Origin of the sequence: Enterobacter sp. E1, assembly GCF_016809815.1 — a bacterium.
GTDB classification, from domain to species: domain Bacteria; phylum Pseudomonadota; class Gammaproteobacteria; order Enterobacterales; family Enterobacteriaceae; genus Enterobacter; species Enterobacter adelaidei.
Genome location: NZ_JAFBJM010000001.1, coordinates 239659 through 258307, shown reverse-complemented (window position 1 = coordinate 258307; position 18649 = coordinate 239659). Strand labels below are relative to the sequence as shown.

At 53.7% G+C, this 18649-nt stretch carries 16 protein-coding genes; 7 read left to right on the top strand and 9 right to left on the bottom strand.

What is annotated here, in order from left to right; all coding sequences use genetic code 11:
- Positions 1–10: 10 nt before the first annotated feature.
- The 5 genes from lolC to cobB are packed head-to-tail and all read left to right on the top strand — an operon-like array spanning position 11 to position 4950.
- Positions 11–1210 carry a lipoprotein-releasing ABC transporter permease subunit LolC gene (gene lolC, locus JGF26_RS01305; RefSeq protein ID WP_028019029.1) on the top strand — a complete coding sequence of 400 codons (1200 nt, stop codon included), beginning with the start codon at positions 11–13 and terminating at the stop codon, positions 1208–1210.
- Entirely contained in the window at positions 1203–1904 is a 702-nt protein-coding gene (lolD, locus tag JGF26_RS01300; protein WP_028019028.1) for a lipoprotein-releasing ABC transporter ATP-binding protein LolD, read from the top strand. The genes lolC and lolD overlap by 8 nt, the downstream gene beginning before the upstream one ends.
- Complete coding sequence (gene lolE / locus JGF26_RS01295) at positions 1904–3148, top strand: lipoprotein-releasing ABC transporter permease subunit LolE (protein WP_028019027.1); 1245 nt, start codon at positions 1904–1906, stop codon at positions 3146–3148. Before lolD ends, lolE begins: the two co-directional genes overlap by 1 nt.
- Positions 3149–3202: 54 nt before the next feature.
- Positions 3203–4114: an N-acetylglucosamine kinase gene (nagK, locus tag JGF26_RS01290; RefSeq protein ID WP_028019026.1), complete on the top strand. Its 912-nt coding sequence runs from the start codon at positions 3203–3205 to the stop codon at positions 4112–4114.
- Between the two features lie 14 nt (positions 4115–4128).
- Positions 4129–4950 carry a Sir2 family NAD+-dependent deacetylase gene (gene cobB, locus JGF26_RS01285; RefSeq protein WP_028019025.1) on the top strand — a complete coding sequence of 274 codons (822 nt, stop codon included), beginning with the start codon at positions 4129–4131 and terminating at the stop codon, positions 4948–4950.
- A 34-nt stretch (positions 4951–4984) separates the two neighbouring features.
- On the opposite strand, the gene JGF26_RS01280 is transcribed toward cobB, so the two are convergent.
- Entirely contained in the window at positions 4985–6916 is a 1932-nt protein-coding gene (locus JGF26_RS01280) for a methyl-accepting chemotaxis protein (protein ID WP_028019024.1), read from the bottom strand.
- A gap of 237 nt (positions 6917–7153) precedes the next feature.
- Between JGF26_RS01280 and JGF26_RS01275 the strand changes: the two genes are divergently transcribed.
- Positions 7154–8383, top strand: coding sequence for an HDOD domain-containing protein (locus JGF26_RS01275; protein WP_028019023.1), 1230 nt, complete (start codon positions 7154–7156; stop codon positions 8381–8383).
- A 48-nt stretch (positions 8384–8431) separates the two neighbouring features.
- Here the strand turns inward: JGF26_RS01275 and potD are convergent, their stop codons facing one another.
- Genes potD through potA form a run of 4 tightly spaced genes read right to left on the bottom strand, consistent with a single transcriptional unit; the run spans position 8432 to position 12240 of the window.
- A complete protein-coding gene (gene potD, locus JGF26_RS01270) occupies positions 8432–9466 on the bottom strand; it encodes a spermidine/putrescine ABC transporter substrate-binding protein PotD (RefSeq protein ID WP_134707545.1) in 1035 nt (344 codons plus the stop codon).
- Positions 9463–10254, bottom strand: a complete 792-nt coding sequence (gene potC, locus JGF26_RS01265; RefSeq protein ID WP_014169603.1) for a spermidine/putrescine ABC transporter permease PotC — start codon at positions 10252–10254, stop codon at positions 9463–9465. Before potC ends, potD begins: the two co-directional genes overlap by 4 nt.
- A complete protein-coding gene (gene potB / locus JGF26_RS01260; protein ID WP_134707546.1) occupies positions 10251–11108 on the bottom strand; it encodes a spermidine/putrescine ABC transporter permease PotB in 858 nt (285 codons plus the stop codon). Before potB ends, potC begins: the two co-directional genes overlap by 4 nt.
- Positions 11092–12240, bottom strand: a complete 1149-nt coding sequence (gene potA / locus JGF26_RS01255) for a spermidine/putrescine ABC transporter ATP-binding protein PotA (protein WP_167587173.1) — start codon at positions 12238–12240, stop codon at positions 11092–11094. Before potA ends, potB begins: the two co-directional genes overlap by 17 nt.
- 237 nt (positions 12241–12477) lie before the next feature.
- Between potA and pepT the strand changes: the two genes are divergently transcribed.
- Entirely contained in the window at positions 12478–13701 is a 1224-nt protein-coding gene (gene pepT / locus JGF26_RS01250; RefSeq protein WP_134707548.1) for a peptidase T, read from the top strand.
- A 90-nt stretch (positions 13702–13791) separates the two neighbouring features.
- Here the strand turns inward: pepT and JGF26_RS01245 are convergent, their stop codons facing one another.
- From JGF26_RS01245 to purB, 4 genes are all read right to left on the bottom strand, one after another.
- Positions 13792–14913, bottom strand: coding sequence for a cupin domain-containing protein (locus JGF26_RS01245; protein ID WP_134707549.1), 1122 nt, complete (start codon positions 14911–14913; stop codon positions 13792–13794).
- A 91-nt stretch (positions 14914–15004) separates the two neighbouring features.
- Complete coding sequence (gene phoQ / locus JGF26_RS01240) at positions 15005–16468, bottom strand: two-component system sensor histidine kinase PhoQ (protein ID WP_028019016.1); 1464 nt, start codon at positions 16466–16468, stop codon at positions 15005–15007.
- Positions 16469–17140: a two-component system response regulator PhoP gene (gene phoP, locus JGF26_RS01235; RefSeq protein WP_028019015.1), complete on the bottom strand. Its 672-nt coding sequence runs from the start codon at positions 17138–17140 to the stop codon at positions 16469–16471. It lies immediately after the preceding gene.
- 124 nt (positions 17141–17264) lie between these two features.
- Positions 17265–18635, bottom strand: a complete 1371-nt coding sequence (gene purB / locus JGF26_RS01230) for an adenylosuccinate lyase (protein WP_134707550.1) — start codon at positions 18633–18635, stop codon at positions 17265–17267.
- Positions 18636–18649 lie beyond the last annotated feature (14 nt).

The following is an 18649-nucleotide window of genomic DNA, read 5'->3' as shown; positions in this document are numbered from 1 at the left end:
GACGGATTTCATGTACCAACCTGTCGCACTCTTCATAGGCTTACGTTACATGCGTGGGCGCGCCGCGGACCGCTTCGGTCGCTTTGTCTCCTGGCTTTCGACTATTGGCATTACGCTTGGCGTGATGGCTCTGGTGACGGTACTGTCCGTCATGAATGGCTTTGAACGCGAGCTGCAAAACAACATCCTGGGGCTGATGCCGCAGGCCGTTCTCTCATCAACCAACGGTTCGGTTAACCCGCAACAGCTGCCGGAAAGCGCGGCGAAGTTACAGGGTGTCACGCGCGTTGCGCCGTTAACCACAGGCGATGTGGTGCTGCAAAGCGCCCGCAGCGTGGCGGTCGGCGTGATGCTGGGGATTGACCCGGCGCAAAACGATCCGCTGACGCCGTATCTGGTTAACGTAAAACAGACCGATCTGGAAGCGGGTAAATACAACGTGATTCTGGGCGAACAGCTTGCCGGGCAGCTTGGCGTCAACCGCGGCGATCAGCTGCGTGTGATGGTGCCGTCTGCCAGCCAGTTCACGCCAATGGGGCGCTTGCCAAGCCAGCGCCTGTTCAACGTGATTGGTACCTTTGCCGCCAACAGCGAAGTCGATGGTTACCAGATGCTGGTTAATATCCAGGACGCTTCGCGCCTGATGCGCTACCCGGCAGGGAATATTACCGGCTGGCGCCTGTGGCTCGACGCACCGTTGAAAGTTGATACCCTCAGCCAGCAAAAACTGCCGGAAGGGACCAAATGGCAGGACTGGCGTGAGCGTAAAGGCGAACTGTTCCAGGCCGTACGCATGGAAAAAAATATGATGGGGCTGCTGCTGAGCCTGATCGTGGCCGTTGCCGCGTTTAACATCATTACCTCACTGGGACTGATGGTGATGGAGAAACAGGGTGAAGTCGCTATTCTGCAAACCCAGGGACTCACGCCGCGCCAGATCATGGCGGTCTTTATGGTACAGGGTGCTAGCGCCGGGATTATCGGCGCGCTGCTTGGGGCAGTGCTGGGTGCACTGCTTGCCAGCCAGCTTAACAACTTAATGCCGATCATCGGTGCGTTGCTCGATGGTGCGGCGCTGCCTGTGGCGATTGAGCCACTACAGGTGATCGGAATTGCGCTGGCCGCGATGGCGATTGCGCTGCTTTCTACGCTTTATCCTTCCTGGCGCGCTGCCGCCACTCAACCCGCTGAGGCTTTACGTTATGAATAAGATCCTGTTGCAATGCGACAACCTGTCCAAACGCTATCAGGAAGGCACTGTGCAGACTGACGTGCTGCACAATGTGAGCTTTAGCGTGGGAGAAGGCGAGATGATGGCGATTGTCGGTAGCTCTGGTTCCGGCAAAAGTACCTTATTACACCTGCTGGGCGGGCTGGATACCCCAACCAGCGGAGACGTGATTTTCTCCGGCAAGCCGATGAGCAAAATGTCCTCAGCGGCGAAGGCCGAGTTACGTAACCGTGAGCTCGGTTTTATCTACCAGTTCCATCACCTGCTGCCGGACTTCACGGCGCTGGAAAACGTGGCGATGCCGCTGCTGATTGGCAAAAAGAAACCGGCAGAAATTAACGCCCGCGCCAGCGACATGCTGAAAGCGGTAGGGCTGGGCCATCGCGGTAACCATCGTCCCTCTGAGCTTTCCGGCGGCGAGCGCCAGCGCGTGGCGATTGCCCGTGCGCTGGTCAACAACCCGCGTCTGGTGCTGGCGGATGAGCCTACCGGTAACCTGGACGCGCGCAATGCGGACAGTATTTTCCAGCTTCTGGGCGAGCTGAACGCCTCGCAGGGCACCGCATTTCTGGTGGTGACCCACGACCTGCAGCTGGCAAAACGCATGGGACGCCAGCTTGAGATGCGTGACGGTCATCTGAACGCCGAGCTGACCCTGATGGGAGCGGAGTAATGGCTTCACCGTTATCGTTACTCATTGGGCTACGTTTTAGCCGCGGTCGCCGTCGCGGTGGCATGGTATCGCTTATTTCGGTGATTTCCACCGTGGGCATTGCGCTGGGTGTCGCCGTGCTGATTGTGGGGCTGAGCGCCATGAACGGCTTTGAGCGCGAACTCAACAACCGCATTCTGGCGGTGGTACCGCACGGGGAGATCGAGCCGGTTAACCAACCGTGGAACAACTGGAGCGATGCCCTGACCAAAGTGGAAAAAGTGCCGGGCATTGCCGCCGCCGCCCCCTACATTAACTTTACCGGGCTGGTGGAGAGCGGGGTAAACCTGCGCGCCATTCAGGTAAAAGGGGTAAACCCGGCGCAGGAGGAGCGTCTGAGCGCACTGCCGAAGTATGTACAGAACGGCGCATGGGCGAACTTTAAGGCCGGTGAGCAGCAGATCATCATGGGTAAAGGCGTTGCCGATGCTCTGAAAGTGAAGCAGGGCGACTGGGTGTCAATCATGATCCCGAACGCCAGTGCCGACCACAAACTGCAGCAGCCTAAACGCGTGCGTCTTCATGTCACCGGTATTCTTCAGCTGAGCGGCCAGCTTGACCACAGCTTTGCGATGGTGCCGATGGAAGATGCGCGTCAGTATCTCGATATGGGCGACAGCGTGACGGGCATTGCCATTAAGGTTAACGACGTCTTTAACGCCAACAAACTGGTACGTGACGCAGGCGGTGTGACCAATAACTATGTCTACATCAAAAGCTGGATCGGCACTTACGGGTATATGTACCGTGATATCCAGATGATCCGAGCCATTATGTACCTGGCGATGGTGCTGGTGATTGGTGTCGCGTGCTTTAACATTGTCTCGACGCTGGTGATGGCGGTCAAAGACAAGAGTGGCGATATTGCTGTGCTGCGCACCTTAGGCGCAAAAGACGGTCTTATCCGCGCCATCTTTGTCTGGTACGGTTTGCTGGCGGGGCTATTCGGTAGCCTGTGCGGCGTGGTGATTGGTGTGGTGGTTTCTCTGCAACTTACGCCGATTATCAACGGCATTGAAAAACTTATTGGTCACCAGTTCCTGTCGGGTGATATCTATTTTATTGACTTCCTGCCGTCTGAACTGCACTGGCTGGACGTTTTTTATGTGCTGGTGACAGCACTTTTACTGAGTCTGCTGGCAAGCTGGTATCCGGCGCGTCGCGCAAGCCGAATTGATCCGGCGAGGGTACTAAGTGGCCAGTAATTACGTCATGATGTAGCGGTTTTGAGGCCGCTATGTCAGAAAGAGGAATGCATTATGTATTATGGATTTGATATTGGCGGCACCAAGATTGCGCTCGGCGTGTTTGATAAAGATCTCAAACTGCAGTGGGAAACCCGCGTTCCCACGCCGCGCAAAAGCTACGACGAATTTTTAACCGCCATTGCCGCGCTGGTGGCGCAGGCGGATGAACGTTTCGGCGTGAAAGGCAGCGTCGGCATTGGTATTCCGGGCATGCCCGAAACCGACGACGGTACGCTTTACGCGGCCAACGTGCCTGCCGCCAGCGGTAAACCGCTGCGCGCCGATCTCTCTGCTCTCCTTGAACGCGACGTGCGTTTAGACAATGATGCCAACTGCTTTGCGCTCTCGGAAGCCTGGGACGAAGAATTTACACAGTATCCCCTGGTGATGGGGCTGATCCTCGGCACCGGCGTTGGTGGTGGGATCATTTTCAACGGTAAGCCCATCACCGGGCGCAGCTACATCACAGGCGAGTTCGGCCATATCCGTCTGCCGGTGGATGCGCTTGATGTGGTGGGGCGTGATTTCCCGCTGACCCGTTGCGGCTGCGGTCAGCACGGCTGTATTGAGAACTACCTGTCAGGCCGCGGGTTTGCATGGCTTTACGAACACTTCTATCATCAGAAACTTGAAGCTCCTCAAATCATTACCCTGTGGGAGCAAGGGGATGCGCAGGCGCGTGAGCACGTTGAGCGCTATCTGGATCTGCTGGCGGTGTGTCTGGGAAACATTCTCACCATCGTCGACCCGGACCTGCTGGTGATCGGGGGAGGGCTTTCAAACTTTACCGCGATTACGGAACGGTTGTCCGGGCGTTTGCCCCGACATTTATTGCCGGTTGCCCGCGTGCCGCGTATTGAACGCGCGCGACACGGGGACGCAGGAGGCATGCGCGGAGCCGCATTCCTTCATCTCACCGATTAGTTTACGAGGTTTCTATGCTGTCGCGTCGCCAGGGTCGACTCAGCCGTTTTCGCAAAAACAAACGCCGCTTACGTGAGCGCTTGCGCCAGCGGATCTTTTTCAGAGACAGAATGATGCCAGAAGCGATGGATAAACCCAGAGTGGTGGTGCTGACTGGCGCGGGGATCTCCGCCGAGTCAGGAATTCGAACCTTCCGCGCGGCGGACGGGCTGTGGGAAGAGCACCGCGTGGAGGATGTGGCCACGCCGGAAGGCTTTGCCCGCGACCCGGATCTCGTGCAGGCGTTTTACAACGCCCGCCGTCGCCAGCTTCAGCAGCCAGAGATTGCGCCGAACGCGGCGCATCTGGCGCTGGCGAAGCTGGAAGAGGCGCTGGGCGATCGCTTTCTGCTGATTACGCAGAATATCGACAACCTGCATGAGCGGGCCGGTAACCACAACATCATCCATATGCACGGTGAGCTGCTGAAAGTTCGCTGTGCCTGGAGCGGTCAGGTGCTGGACTGGAAAGAGGACGTGCTGCCAGAGGATAAATGCCACTGCTGTCAGTTCCCCGCGCGGCTGCGTCCGCATGTGGTCTGGTTTGGTGAGATGCCGCTGGGGATGGATGAGATCTACAGTGCGTTGGCGATGGCAGATGTGTTTATCGCTATTGGCACGTCAGGCCATGTCTACCCGGCAGCGGGGTTTGTTCACGAGGCGCGGCTGCATGGCGCGCATACGGTCGAACTGAACCTGGAACCAAGCCAGGTGGGAAGCGAGTTTGAAGAGAAGCACTATGGCCTGGCAAGTACGGTCGTACCGGAATTTGTCGACAAGCTGCTGAAAGGGCTGTAATCCAAAAAGGCACCCGTTTCCGGGTGCCTTTTTGTTATGAATTAAAGAACGCCAGCGTTTTCTCCAGCGACTTAGCCTGTTCGTCCAGCGAGAGGGCAGCCGCAGAGATTTGCTGAACCAGAGAAGCATTCTGCTGGGTCGTACTGTCCATTTGATTGACGGCAGTGCTCACCTGGCTAATTCCCCGATTCTGCTCGTCCAGGGCCTGAACCATATCGTTGATCACCAGATGGACATGCGATACGGCCTCAATGACCTGTTTCATCATGACCCCCGTCTCATTGACCAGCTCAACGCCTTTGCTGACGCGACCTGACGACTCGGCGATCAGCTGAGAGATCTCTTTAGCCGCGTTAGCGCTGCGCTGGGCAAGATTGCGGACTTCACCTGCCACTACCGCAAAACCGCGTCCCTGTTCGCCAGCCCGGGCCGCTTCAACGGCAGCATTCAGCGCCAGGATATTGGTCTGGAAAGCAATGCCATCGACGATGCTGTTAATCTCGCCGATCTTACGTGCGCTCTCATCAATCTCTCCAATCACAACGACCACGTCGTTCACCAGTGTTTCCCCGTGCCCGGCGAGCGTGGCGGCGCGGTCGGTCAACGTTGTCGCCTTATGCGCATTATCGGCATTGTTCTTCACCGTGACCGAAATCTCTTCCATGCTGGCGGCTGTTTCAACAATCGCTGCCGCCTGTTCTTCGGTACGTGAAGCGAGATCAAGATTACCCGCCGAAATTTCGCTGGTGCCGCCGTGTACGGAATGGCTGGCTTCGCTGATATTGTCGACGATGCGCTTGAGCTGCATCTGCATAGTGTGCAGCGCGTAAAAAATACTGCTGGTATCCCCGGGACGAACCGGGATGGTATTGTTCAGATCCCCTTGGGCAACAGCCAGGGCGATCCCCGCGGCATCTGCCGGTTCGCCTCCAACCGGACGGTCAACTTTACGGGTAAATATCTGTGCCATCACCAGACTGACGGCAACGATGCTTAACACCATCAGGATGATAGCTTTCAGTAAAAATGCCCTTGCTTCGGCCATCACTTCGCTGACCGGTGTGACAATAGCCAGTTTCCACGGTGTCTGACTGTTGCCGATAACAATGTCCTGCCAGGTGATAAACACTTCTTCTTTCAGTAGCGGATCGTCCGCCCGGATGACGTCATTACCGGCAATCTTGCCCGCGTAAGGCTTGCCTGTGGCACGTTTGTCCGGACTGGAAACCACGTTATTACCCGCGGAGAGGAGCAGGGCGTAACCAGTGCCGTTCCACGGTTTAATCGCCCCGATCATCGACTGCAGCGTGGCAAGCGAGAAGTCAGAGGTGACTGATCCCAGGAACTGACCATCACGCATGATGGGCGCGGCAATTGAGGTAAGCATCACGTCCACGCCGTTGTAGGGATAAATATAAGGTTCGATGATCACATCTTTATGACGCTGCTTCGGCAGCAAATAATAATCGCCGCTGCCCGGCGATTCGAAATCCGTCAGCAAGTGCAATGCGGGTTTGCCGGTGGCGTCGCGGTCGACGTAGCGGGCGTAACGCCCGGCAGGGTCTTCACCGCTCTGCCCGGCAAAAGTGGCGTCTTTGTCGTCGAAAGCGTTGGGTTCAAAGGCCATCGACATGGAGAGAAACTGTGGGTGAGCCGAGAGATAATGGGTGAGCAACTGATTGAGGCTCTGACGATCGGTTACGCCCGCCTCGTGCAGCGCCAGAGCGCTGTTACCCATATCCCGGGCGGCTGACAGGGCGGAATCCAGCTGTTTGCTGACCTGCAAAGACTGCACTTCGGCAATTTGTCGGATATGTTTTTTGGCCAGAATGTCTTGCTGTGCCATCCACTGCCACATCATAAACCCGATCGTTGCGGTAAAGCCCACCGTCACGGTGAGGAAAATGGACAATAGCATCAACGTCTTGACTCTCATTTTTTGTTTTCGGACCATGGCGTCTTTCATTCTCATCTCCCGTAATGTTGTGCATGTCGGGCAGGCACACATTACTTATCGGATATATCGCCTCCTTTCTGTAGAGTACCAGGTATATTTAATTTAAATTTCAGGATTTCAAATCCTGTTAGTTAGTGTGGATGCTTTTATTTTGTGCATTCAATCAAAATAGTACTCGATAATGCTCGTTATCGTCGTGTAGAAAGAGGATGCTAATAAATATAAAGTTGTAGAGGAGGATGGGATATGTACGGATTTATCGCGCGACAACCCATTTTTAATCCTGATATGAATACGGTAGCTTATGAGCTGCTTTTCAGAGATGGGATGACAAACCGTTTTCCGGATGTGTCGGCGGAATATGCCACCTCCAGAATGATATCCGACCAGTTTTTATGTGTGCCCTCTCAGCGCATCGCCGGGGCGCATGTGTCGTTTATTAATTTTCCTTCCAGGATGGTCATTGACCGCAGTGGAGAGGCGCTTGATAAAGAGAAAGTGGTCATTGAGATCCTGGAGGATGCTGTTCCAGGGGAAGAACTATTGCTGGCTGTCAGGGAAATGCATGCGCACGGATACCACTTCGCACTTGATGATTTCACCCTTGCTCCGGAGTGGGATGCTTTTTTACCCTATATTTCAATACTGAAATTCGATGTCAGAAATTATTCCTTAGCGCAAATTAAACAGTATCTGAATGAACGTAAACACCTGACCGGACATATTAAATATCTCGCTGAAAAAATTGAGACTAAAGAGGAATTCAAACTATACCGGGATGAAGGTTTTTCTCTTTTTCAGGGATATTTTTTCTGCCGTCCGGAGGTGATTAAATATAAAAGATTATCGCAAAATCAGCTGGCTATTTTCCGTCTGCAAATGGAAGTGGGACGCAATAAACCTGATTTTCGGATCATCGAGTCGTTGATAAAAACCGATCTCACCTTGTCGTATAAAATCATGCGCTATATGAAGCACACCGCATTTAAACATGTCGGCGCCTGTAATTTCAGTAAGTTAACCCTGAGTGAAGTGCTCAGATATCTCGGGGAAAACCAGCTCAGGCGGTTTGTTGCCGTCGTGGTCCTGGCGAGTGCGGGGAATGATACCGTCAGCGAGCTTTACCCGTTGAGCATGATGCGCGGAAAGTTCTGTGAACTGATTGCAGAGAAGATGAACGAACCGACGCTGGCTGAAAATGCCTTCATGTGCGGTCTGTTTTCACTGCTTGATACCCTCCTTGAACTGCCGATGGCTGAGTTGATGAAGCAAATCGCGGTGCCACAGAGTGTGAGCAATGCGCTGTGCCATCATGAAGGGCAGTTATCGGATATGGTTACGCTTTGCCGTTATTATGAGCAGCAGCGGTGGGACGATGCGACCAGGGTTCGTCAGGCACTCGGGCTGTCAGATGAGGATGTGGTCGAGGCAATGCGAAGGGCAACACTCTGGGCGGGGGAGAATGCCGTGAGTTAAACGCTTCCTCACGACGTACAGACGGCGTGAGGAAGAACGAGATACCGGTTAGCGGCCCGCTTTTAATCTCTGGTAGTACTCCTCGTAAAGGCGGCTGGCGTCACAGACATCGTTTTGCCATTCACCTTTGCTGATGGTTTGGGCATCCGGATAAAGCGATTTATCGTTCGCCACAGCCGGGCTGAGCAGTTTGCGCGCAGCCAGGTTGGGTGTCGGATAGCCAATCGTCTCAGCAACCTGTTTAGCCACGTCCGGGCGCAGCAGGAAGTTAATCAGCTTCAGAGCACCATCCACGTTTTTCGCATTGGCAGGAATTGCGAGACTATCCATCCAGAAGATACCGCCTTCTTTCGGCCAGACCACCTCAAGCGGCGTACCGGCCTGGCGGGCGACATACGCTGAGCCGTTCCAGACCATGCCCAGGTTCACTTCACCTTCCATATACGGGTTTGCCGGGTTATCAGAGTTGAAGGCCGCCACGTTAGGCATCAGCTTTTTCAGCTCGGTATACGCCGCTTCAATCTCTTTTGGATCCGTCGTGTTGCCAGAGTAGCCCAGCTTGCGGAGCGCAACCTGGAATACTTCGCGTGCGTCGTCGGTTAACAACAGGCTACCTTTATACTCCGGTTTCCACAGATCGGCCCAGCTAGTCACCGATTTCGGATCGACGGCCTCGCTGTTAACGCCAATCGCAGTTGCTCCCCAGATATATGGAATGGAGTAGTCGTTATTTGGGTCGAACGGCTTGTTGAGCATCTCAGGATCGAGGTTTGAAAAATTGGTTAGCTTCGTTTTATCGATCTTCTGGATCATGCCCTCTTTGCGCATTTTGTCGACAAAGTAGGTAGAAGGAACCACCAGATCGTACGCGCCGTCTTTGTAGGTTTTGAGCTTAGCGTACATGGTTTCATTCGATTCGTAGGTCGAGTAGATAACCTTGATGCCCGTCTCTTTGGTGAACTGTTCCAGCAGGCCCGGCGGCACATATTCGGTCCAGTTATAGAAGTAGAGCGTTTTGCTGTCATCAGCGTGTGCCGCACCCATGCCAAGCACCAGCGCCGCAGCGGCGAGCATTTTTTTCATTTCATTGTCCCCTGAGATTTTGTTTTATCACGAGCAATAACCTGGCTGGCGATCACCAGAACCAGCGAAAACACCAGCAGAATGGTCGCCAGCGCGTTCACCTCAGGTGAAACGCCGACTTTTACCATCGAATAGATTTTCAACGGCAGAATTTCATAGCTCGGCCCGGTCACAAAGGAGGAGACGACAACGTCATCCATCGACAGGGTAAAGCTGAGCAGCCATCCAGCCGCCACGGCGGGCATCGCCAGCGGCAGGATGATTTTGCGCAGGATGGTCATCTCGCTGGCGCCCAGATCTTTCGCCGCCTCCAGCATGCGCACGTCAAAACCTTTCAGGCGCGCAAAGACGGTCACCACCACAAACGGCAGGCAGAAGGTGATATGGGAAAACAGCAGTGACCAGAAGCCAAGCTGAACGCCCAGCAGCATAAACAGCACCAGCAGCGAAATCGCCATGACGATATCGGGTGACATCATCACCACAAATAGCATGCCGCTGACGAACGGTTTGCCGCGAAAGCGATAGCGGTAGAGCGCCACGGCGGTAAGGGAGCCAATCAGTGTCGCGAAGGTGGCGGAGAAAATCGCCATCGTCAGCGAGTGCTGAGCGGCCTGCAGCAGGCTGTCGTTGTTCATCAGCAGGCTGTACCAGTTGGTGGTAAACCCCTGCCAGTTAATCCCGAAGCGCGAGCTGTTAAACGAGTTCACGATTAAAATGATAATCGGGATATAAAGGTAAGCGTAAATGGCGGTCATAAAACCGCCGCGAAGCAGTCGACCGATCATTCAAGCTCCACCTTTTTGTTCAGTAAACGTGAGGCACGCCAGTAAACCAACAGCATCAGGCCCATTACCACCGTCAGGGTAATGCTGGTGGCCGAGCCGAACGGCCAGTCACGGATGTTGAGGAACTGGCTTTTAATGACGTTACCAATCAGCAGGTTTTTCGCTCCGCCCATCAGGTCAGAAACGTAAAATAGCCCCATCGCCGGCAACATCACCAGCAGACTGCCCGCGATAATGCCGGGCATGGTCAGCGGGACGATAATGCGGGTAAAGGTCTGCAGTTTATTGGCACCCAAATCTTTAGCCGCTTCAAGCAGGGGTTTATCCAGCTTTTCAATGCTGGAGTAGAGCGGCATGACCATAAACGGCAGCAGGATATAGACCAGTCCAACGATCACCGCGCCCGGCGTAAACATGATGCGCATTGGCGTATCAATCACCCCCAGCCACAACAGAAACTCGTTGAGATAGCCTTTAGTACTCAGGAAGATTTTCAGCCCGTAGATGCGAATGAGCGAGTTGGTCCAGAAAGGCACTATCAGTAAAAACAGCAGCACCGGGCGGACCTTTTGCGGCAGATGCGCCAGAAACCACGCAAATGGATAACCGAGCACCAGACAGGCAACGGTGGCGAACAGCGCCATATTGAGTGAATGAAGAAGCACGTCAAAATAGAGCGGATCGAGCAGGCGCGCGTAGTTTTCCAGCGTAAAGACCAGCGAAACGAAGTTTGTATCGTCACGGGTCAGGAAGCTGGTGGCAATGATCATCAGGTTGGGTAAAAAGACAAATAACACAAGCCAACCGACGATAGTGGCAATCACCACATTCTGGAATTTACTTGTGTTCTTCATCAGCCAGTACAACCTCCCAGCTTTCTACCCAGTTGATAACCATTTTCTGGTCGAGAGAGTGGTCGAAGTCAGGGTCATCCTCATTAAAGAACTCGCTGACCATCACCATTTTGCCGTTCTCCAGTTCGACGACGGATTCCAGCGTCATCCCTTTATAGTTCCGCTCGCGGATATAGCCGATAAGCCCCTCAGCCTCCGTATTACCGTGGATTTCATCGACACGCAGGTCTTCCGGACGCAGCAGAACGTTGAGTTTTTGTCCCTTTTCGACGGGGAAATTCACGGTGATATTGCACTCGCGACCTTCAACACTGGCGCGCACCCGCTGGTCGTCCAGGCGTTCAATCACCGTGGCATTGAAGATATTGATCTCACCAATGAAGCTGGCGACAAACAGATTTTTCGGCTCTTCGTAGATTTCGCGTGGCGTACCGTCCTGTTCGATTTTGCCGTCGCGCATGACCACGATACGGTCCGACATGGTCAGCGCCTCTTCCTGGTCGTGGGTCACGAACACAAAGGTGATGCCAAGCTTGCGCTGCAGGGCTTTAAGCTCGTTCTGCATCTGCTTGCGTAATTTGTAATCCAGTGCTGAAAGAGACTCATCCAGCAGGAGTAGACGCGGTTTATTCACCACGGCGCGGGCGATGGCCACACGCTGTTGCTGACCGCCGGAAAGCTGATGAGGCTTACGCTGAGCAAACTCTTCCAGTTGCACCATACGCAGCGCGTCAGTGACACGCGGAGGGATTTCGCCAGCCGGCGTTTTTTGCATGCGCAAACCAAATGCCACGTTCTCGAACACGGTCATATGCGGGAAAAGCGCATAGCTCTGAAAGACGGTGTTAACGTGACGATCTTCAGCGGGGACCTGGGTAATATCCTGGTTTTCAAGATGGATTGTGCCGCTATCGACATTTTCCAGCCCGGCAATAAGGCGTAGTACGGTTGTCTTGCCGCAGCCAGAGGGGCCAAGCAGCGTGAGGAACTCACCGTCATTGATGGTCAGGTCGAGCTCTGAAATGACCTCTTTACCATCAAAACTCTTACGAATTCGTTCCAGTTGCACCAGCGGTGAACGTGAACGGGATTGTGTATTCAATTTTTGCGCTGTCCCATATAGACGCCTCAGGCAGCAGACTGAAGCGGGGTTTGTGTGTAACCACCTTGGTGACTCGTAATGAGGGCGGACATTCTACGGTAAACCACTGGAATCGCCAATCCTTGTCACTGATTCATAAGCTACATTTACTAGCGCATAACGATATAAACGGAAAATATTCTCGTTTGCGGGATAAAAGTGACCTGACGCAATATTTGCGTTTTGATGCTTATTGATAATGTTGTCACAAAAAGTGAGGGTGACTGCATGGATAAATTACTTGAGCGTTTTTTACAGTACGTTTCGCTGGATACCCAATCTAAACCGGGTGTCCGCCAGGTGCCGAGCACCGAAGGCCAGTGGAAGTTATTAAACCTGCTTAAAGAGCAGCTTGACGCCATGGGGCTGGTTAACGTCACGTTAAGCGATAAAGGCACTGTGATGGGAACGCTGCCTGCAAACGTCCCGGGCGATATTCCGGCGGTTGGCTTTATCTCCCATGTCGACACCTCTCCGGACTTTAGCGGCAAACACGTGAACCCGCAGATTGTTGAAAACTACCGCGGCGGTGATATTGCGCTGGGCATTGGTGATGAAGTGCTCTCTCCTGTGATGTTTCCGGTGCTGCACCAGTTACTCGGCCAGACGTTGATCACCACCGACGGGAAAACGTTGCTGGGGGCGGATGACAAGGCGGGTATCGCGGAAATCATGACCGCGCTGGCGGTACTGAAGGGCAAAAATATTCCACACGGTGATATTCGCGTGGCCTTCACGCCTGATGAAGAGGTCGGCAAGGGCGCGAAGCATTTCGACGTGGAAGCCTTTAACGCGCAGTGGGCCTATACCGTCGACGGCGGTGGCGTCGGTGAACTGGAGTATGAAAACTTCAATGCCGCATCGGTGACGATCAAGATTGTCGGGAACAATGTTCATCCAGGCTCCGCCAAAGGAGTGATGGTGAATGCGTTGTCGCTGGCATCACGCATTCATGCGGAAGTACCTGTAGAAGAAAGCCCGGAGCAGACGGAAGGCTATGAAGGTTTCTATCACCTGACCAGCATTAAGGGCACAGTCGACAGCGCGCAGATGCACTACATCATCCGCGATTTTGACCGCAAAGCGTTTGAAGCGCGCAAGCGTAAAATGATGGAGATCGCGAAGAAGGTTGGGAAGGGCTTGCACCCTGACTGCTATATTGAGCTGATCATCGAAGACAGCTATTACAATATGCGTGAGAAGGTGATGGCGCATCCGCATATTATTGATATCGCCCAGCAGGCGATGCGCGATTGCGACATTGAACCGATCTTAAAACCGATTCGTGGCGGCACTGACGGATCCCAGCTGTCATTTATGGGTTTGCCTTGTCCGAACCTGTTTACCGGTGGCTACAACTACCATGGCAAACACGAATTTGTGACGCTGGAAGGGATGGAAAAAGCAGTGAAGGTGATTGTGCGGATAGCGGAGTTAACCGCGAAGCAGTAAGACATTGCCCGGTGTCGCTACGCTTACCGGGCCTACGATCAGAATGTAGGCCGGGTAAGGCGCAGCCGCCACCCGGCAAATGTTTACAACTCAGTCCTCAAAGAACCAGTACCCGCTGTTTACAAGCGCAGAGAGCATCGCGAGGAAAGAGGGATCTTCCAGTGCATCGCCGAAGGTATCAGCAGTCAGCACCAGATGGCTGGCGATGGCGTCGAGGGCAGGACGGTGTGGCGAATCCAGCTTCTCGCCATTGACGAACACCCCTTCGCCAATCCGCAGAACGCGCAACCCGCCCAGACGAACCAGCTTGTCGCCCTGTTGCAACGCATCATAAATTTCATCGGCCTGATACGGCGGTTCTGGCGGCGCAACGTCCAGCTCATGACGCGACTGGCTGATAAACTCACCAAACCACTGACGGAAATGTTCGGGCTCGTTGATCAAATCCAGCATCATGCCGCGCAGTTTATCCAGCTCTTCTGGCAGAATATCAGCCGGGTGCTCGCGCGCAGGGACATCGGGATCGCTGTAACGATAACTGCCCAGTTCGCGTTGCAGAACATAGTCGGCAAAACCGCTGATCATCTCGCGACCGCTTGGCGCACGGAACCCGACAGAGTAGTTCAGCGAATTTTCCAGTGAATAACCTTCGTGCGGGAATCCCGGCGGAATGTAGAGAATATCCCCCGGCTCCAGCTCTTCGTCGATGATCCCTTCAAAAGGGTCTACCTGCAGCAGGTCCGGATGTGGGCAGTGCTGTTTCATCGGCACTTTTTCGCCCACGCGCCAGCGGCGGCGGCCAGTTCCCTGAATGATAAATACGTCGTACTGATCCAGATGCGGACCCACACCGCCGCCAGGTACGGAGAAGGAGATCATCAGATCGTCCATTCGCCAGTCAGGCAGGGCACGGAACGGACGCATTAATGCGGCAGTCGGCTCGTGCCAGTGGTTGACCGCCTGCACCAGCAGTGACCAGTTGTTTTCACCGAGATGATCATAGCTTTCGAAAGGACCGTGGCTGACCTGCCATTTCCCGTCCTGGTGGCTGACCAGGCGGCTGTCGACTTCGTTTTCCATGGCCAGACCGGCCAGTTCGTCTGGAGAGATGGGGTCGATAAAATTGCTGAACCCGCGTTTCAGAACCACCGGGCGTTTTTGCCAGTAACGTTCAATAAACTCAGGCCAGTTAAGTGTTAAGTGATAGTCCATATTTTTTTATTCCGCAGGCTCTTACTGACTCGGATTATAACGGAAGCTCAGGAGCCTGGGTGCGAGATCCTCGCATTTTTCACATAACGGGTTAACTATCGTTCAATATGGGCTGCTGACGACCAAAAATCACTTCCATTCTGGCGCCGCCCAGTAAGCTATCACCGGTTTCGATGTTGCCATCGTACTGGTCGACAATCTCACGTGCGACGGATAATCCCACGCCCTGGCCGGGACGCAGTGTGTCGGCACGCTGGCCGCGATCGAACACCATTTCACGTTTATTAAGTGGAATGCCCGGGCCATCATCTTCAACAATAATGTGCAGTTCGTTCTCTGTCTGACGCGCCGACACTTCTACAAACTCCAGGCAGTACTTGCAGGCATTGTCGAGAAGGTTCCCCATCACTTCCATAAAATCATTTTTCTCGCCGACGAAACTGATCTCCGGCGAGATATCGAGGCTGATATTTACCCCTTTTCGCTGATAAACCTTGTTCAGCGCAGACGTGAGGTTGTCCAGCAGTGGCGCTACAGGATGTAATTCGCGGCTTAATAACGCGCTACCCGAGCGCATACTGGCGCGATGCAGATAGTAGCCAATTTGCTGAGAGATACGGCTGATTTGTTCAAGCATCACCGGTTCAGCATCATCGACGCTGAGTTTTGAACTGCGCATTGAACGCAATGTGCTTTGCATTACCGCAAGCGGTGTCTTGAGGCTGTGCGTCAGGTCGGTAAGTGTGGTGCGGTATTTGTCATAGCGTTCGCGCTCGCTTTTCAGCAGGCGGTTGAGGTTCCGCACAAGGCTTGTCAGTTCACGCGTGGTTGCAGGGTTGAGCTTTTCACGGTGGTGTTCTTCCAGTTCGCGAACCTCTTTCGCCAGTGATTCGATGGGGCGCAAGCTCCACCACGCCGCCACCCACAGCAGTGGGATCACCAGCAGCAGATTCGCGGCCAGAACATAGATGAACCAGCTCCAGACCATATAAGAACGTTTCAGTTCCACAGGAATGGTGTCGATCACTACGATGGTCAACTGCGGCATGTTCAACGTCGCCGGATAAAGATTGATTGCAACGGAGTGGGTCATTTCCGTTTCGGCATCATCGGCGCGGATCTCATTCAGTTTCTGTTGCAGAGAGCGATCTTCACGAATCAGCGAGCTGGTGGTATTGAGATCGGCTTCAATTTCATGAAACCCGTTGGTTTTAAGCCACTCCGGACGAATGCTGTTGACCAGCCAGGGAATATCGCGCTGTGCCCAAAGCAATTTTCCCTTTTCGTTATAAATCAGGGCCAGCGTTGGACTCTGTTGGTTGAGGTTTTCCGGCATTTCAACGGTGATTTTGTTGTTTTCCCACTTTGCCAGGGTATAAAACAGATTACTTTCACCGCGCAACAGTCGGAAGGTCGTTTTATCGAAGCTGACGCTGTAGCCCACCAGCGCCACCATACCGTACGAAAGCGACAAGACCAGGACAACGGCGGCCGTTGCCAGTAAAAAACGAACCCGTAGCGAGAGGGGCAGTATGTGGCGCAAAATCCGTCTCATCTAGCGTAATTCGAACAGGTAGCCCTGACCACGGACGGTGGTGATCACGTCCTGTGGGTACTGCGCCTGAATTTTCTTACGCAAACGTCCCATCAGTACGTCAATGGTATGGCTCTCGCGCAGTTCAGCATCTGGATAAAGCTGGAGCATTAAAGAATCTTTGCTCACCACTTTGCCATTGTTACGGATCAGCGTTTCCATAATGGTGTATTCGAAGGCGGTTAGCTTGATCACTTCATCGTTGATGGCTAATTCCCGCCGGGAGAGATCAACCTGGAACGGAGGGATAGAAATGACCTGCGAGGCCAGCCCGCTGTTGCGGCGTAACAGCGCCTGCATGCGCGCCGCCACCTCTTCAATATGAAACGGCTTGGTGACGTAATCATCTGCCCCCGCACTGAGCACTTCGACCTTGTCCTGCCAGCCTTCACGGGCAGTCAGAACCAGAACCGGGAGAGAAACATCATGGCTGCGCCAGCGACGAATTAACGACAAACCGTCTTCATCAGGTAACCCTAAATCGACGATGGCGATATCCGGCAGGTGTTCATTGAGATAATAATCGGCTTCTTTTGCATCTTCGGCATCGTCCACCTGATGTCCCATCTCCTGAAGCTGTACTTTCAGGTGATGGCGTAGCAATGCATTATCCTCAACAACCAATACGCGCATCATCTCTTCTCCCTAAATTAATGGTATGAATAGTTTAACGCTGATTATGTTGTTGTGGGGATAAACATTTAGTAAACCGGGGGAAAGCAACCCTCTTTCCGGGCGGAAAGAGGGTAGAGGGCCTTTACTTCAGTTCATCAACCATGGTGATGGCGCGACCAATGTAATTGGCCGGGGTCATCGCTTTCAGGCGGGTTTTCTCTTCTTCTGGCAGTGCCAGACTGTCGATAAACTGTTTCATGCCTTCAGCGTCAACGCGTTTACCGCGAGTCAACTCTTTCAGTTTCTCGTACGGTTTTTCGATACCGTAACGACGCATCACGGTCTGGATTGGCTCAGCCAGAACTTCCCAGTTGTGATCCAGTTCGTCCAGCAGACGGTCACGGTTCACTTCCAGTTTGCTCACGCCTTTCAGGGTGGACTGGTAAGCAATCAGCGCGTAGCCAATGCCCACACCCAGGTTACGCAGAACGGTGGAGTCTGTCAGGTCACGCTGCCAGCGGGAAACCGGCAGTTTGCTTGCCATATGTTGCAACACGGCGTTCGCCAGACCCAGGTTGCCTTCAGAGTTTTCGAAGTCGATTGGGTTCACTTTGTGCGGCATGGTAGAAGAACCAATTTCACCGGCGATGGTTTTCTGTTTGAAGTGGTTCAGCGCGATGTAGCCCCACACGTCACGATCGAAATCGATCAGAATGGTGTTGAAGCGGGCGATGCAGTCAAACAGTTCGGCGATGTAGTCATGCGGCTCAATCTGGGTAGTGTACGGGTTCCACTGAATACCCAAAGAGGTGACGAACTGTTCGCTGAACTGATGCCAGTCCACTTCCGGGTATGCGGCGATGTGGGCGTTATAGTTACCGACCGCACCGTTGATTTTACCCAGAATTTCAACCTGTTCCAGCTGACGATACTGGCGCTCCATACGATACGCGACGTTCGCCATCTCTTTACCCATCGTGGATGGGGTGGCTGGCTGTCCGTGGGTACGGGAGAGCAGCGGAATGTCGCGGTATTCCACGGACAGCGCTTTTACCGCGTCGATGATTTTACGCCAGTAAGGCAGTACCACATCTTTGCGTGCGGTAGAGAGCATCAGCGCGTGAGACAGGTTGTTGATATCTTCTGATGTGCAGGCGAAATGAATGAATTCAGATACGGCATGCAGAGCAGGCACAGCAGCCACTTTCTCTTTCAGGAAATACTCAACCGCTTTCACGTCATGGTTGGTGGTGCGCTCGATGGTTTTGATACGCGCGGCATCTTCTTCGTTGAAGTCAGCAACGATTTTATCAAGGTAATCGTTTGCCTGGGCGTCAAAAGCAGGAACTTCCTTGATTGCTGCCTGGGCGGCTAGCTTTTGCAGCCAGCGTACTTCAACCTGAACACGGAACTTCAGCAAACCATATTCGCTGAAGATCCCGCGCAGCGCGCTGACTTTATCGCCATAGCGTCCATCGACAGGGGATACGGCGGTCAGTGAGGATAATTCCATAATTCGCAACTCCG

Excerpts from the sequence above, each read along its gene's own strand:
- purB (WP_134707550.1), bottom strand. The coding sequence starts at position 18,635 with ATGGAATTATCCTCACTGACCGCCGTATCCCCTGTCGATGGACGCTAT.
- phoQ (WP_028019016.1), bottom strand. The coding sequence starts at position 16,468 with ATGAGACGGATTTTGCGCCACATACTGCCCCTCTCGCTACGGGTTCGT.
- potD (WP_134707545.1), bottom strand. The coding sequence starts at position 9,466 with ATGAAAAAAATGCTCGCCGCTGCGGCGCTGGTGCTTGGCATGGGTGCG.
- JGF26_RS01275 (WP_028019023.1), top strand. The coding sequence starts at position 7,154 with ATGTACGGATTTATCGCGCGACAACCCATTTTTAATCCTGATATGAAT.
- nagK (WP_028019026.1), top strand. The coding sequence starts at position 3,203 with ATGTATTATGGATTTGATATTGGCGGCACCAAGATTGCGCTCGGCGTG.
- pepT (WP_134707548.1), top strand. The coding sequence starts at position 12,478 with ATGGATAAATTACTTGAGCGTTTTTTACAGTACGTTTCGCTGGATACC.
- phoP (WP_028019015.1), bottom strand. The coding sequence starts at position 17,140 with ATGCGCGTATTGGTTGTTGAGGATAATGCATTGCTACGCCATCACCTG.
- JGF26_RS01245 (WP_134707549.1), bottom strand. The coding sequence starts at position 14,913 with ATGGACTATCACTTAACACTTAACTGGCCTGAGTTTATTGAACGTTAC.
- potC (WP_014169603.1), bottom strand. The coding sequence starts at position 10,254 with ATGATCGGTCGACTGCTTCGCGGCGGTTTTATGACCGCCATTTACGCT.
- lolC (WP_028019029.1), top strand. The coding sequence starts at position 11 with ATGTACCAACCTGTCGCACTCTTCATAGGCTTACGTTACATGCGTGGG.
- potB (WP_134707546.1), bottom strand. The coding sequence starts at position 11,108 with ATGAAGAACACAAGTAAATTCCAGAATGTGGTGATTGCCACTATCGTC.
- lolD (WP_028019028.1), top strand. The coding sequence starts at position 1,203 with ATGAATAAGATCCTGTTGCAATGCGACAACCTGTCCAAACGCTATCAG.
- JGF26_RS01280 (WP_028019024.1), bottom strand. The coding sequence starts at position 6,916 with ATGAAAGACGCCATGGTCCGAAAACAAAAAATGAGAGTCAAGACGTTG.
- lolE (WP_028019027.1), top strand. The coding sequence starts at position 1,904 with ATGGCTTCACCGTTATCGTTACTCATTGGGCTACGTTTTAGCCGCGGT.
- cobB (WP_028019025.1), top strand. The coding sequence starts at position 4,129 with ATGCTGTCGCGTCGCCAGGGTCGACTCAGCCGTTTTCGCAAAAACAAA.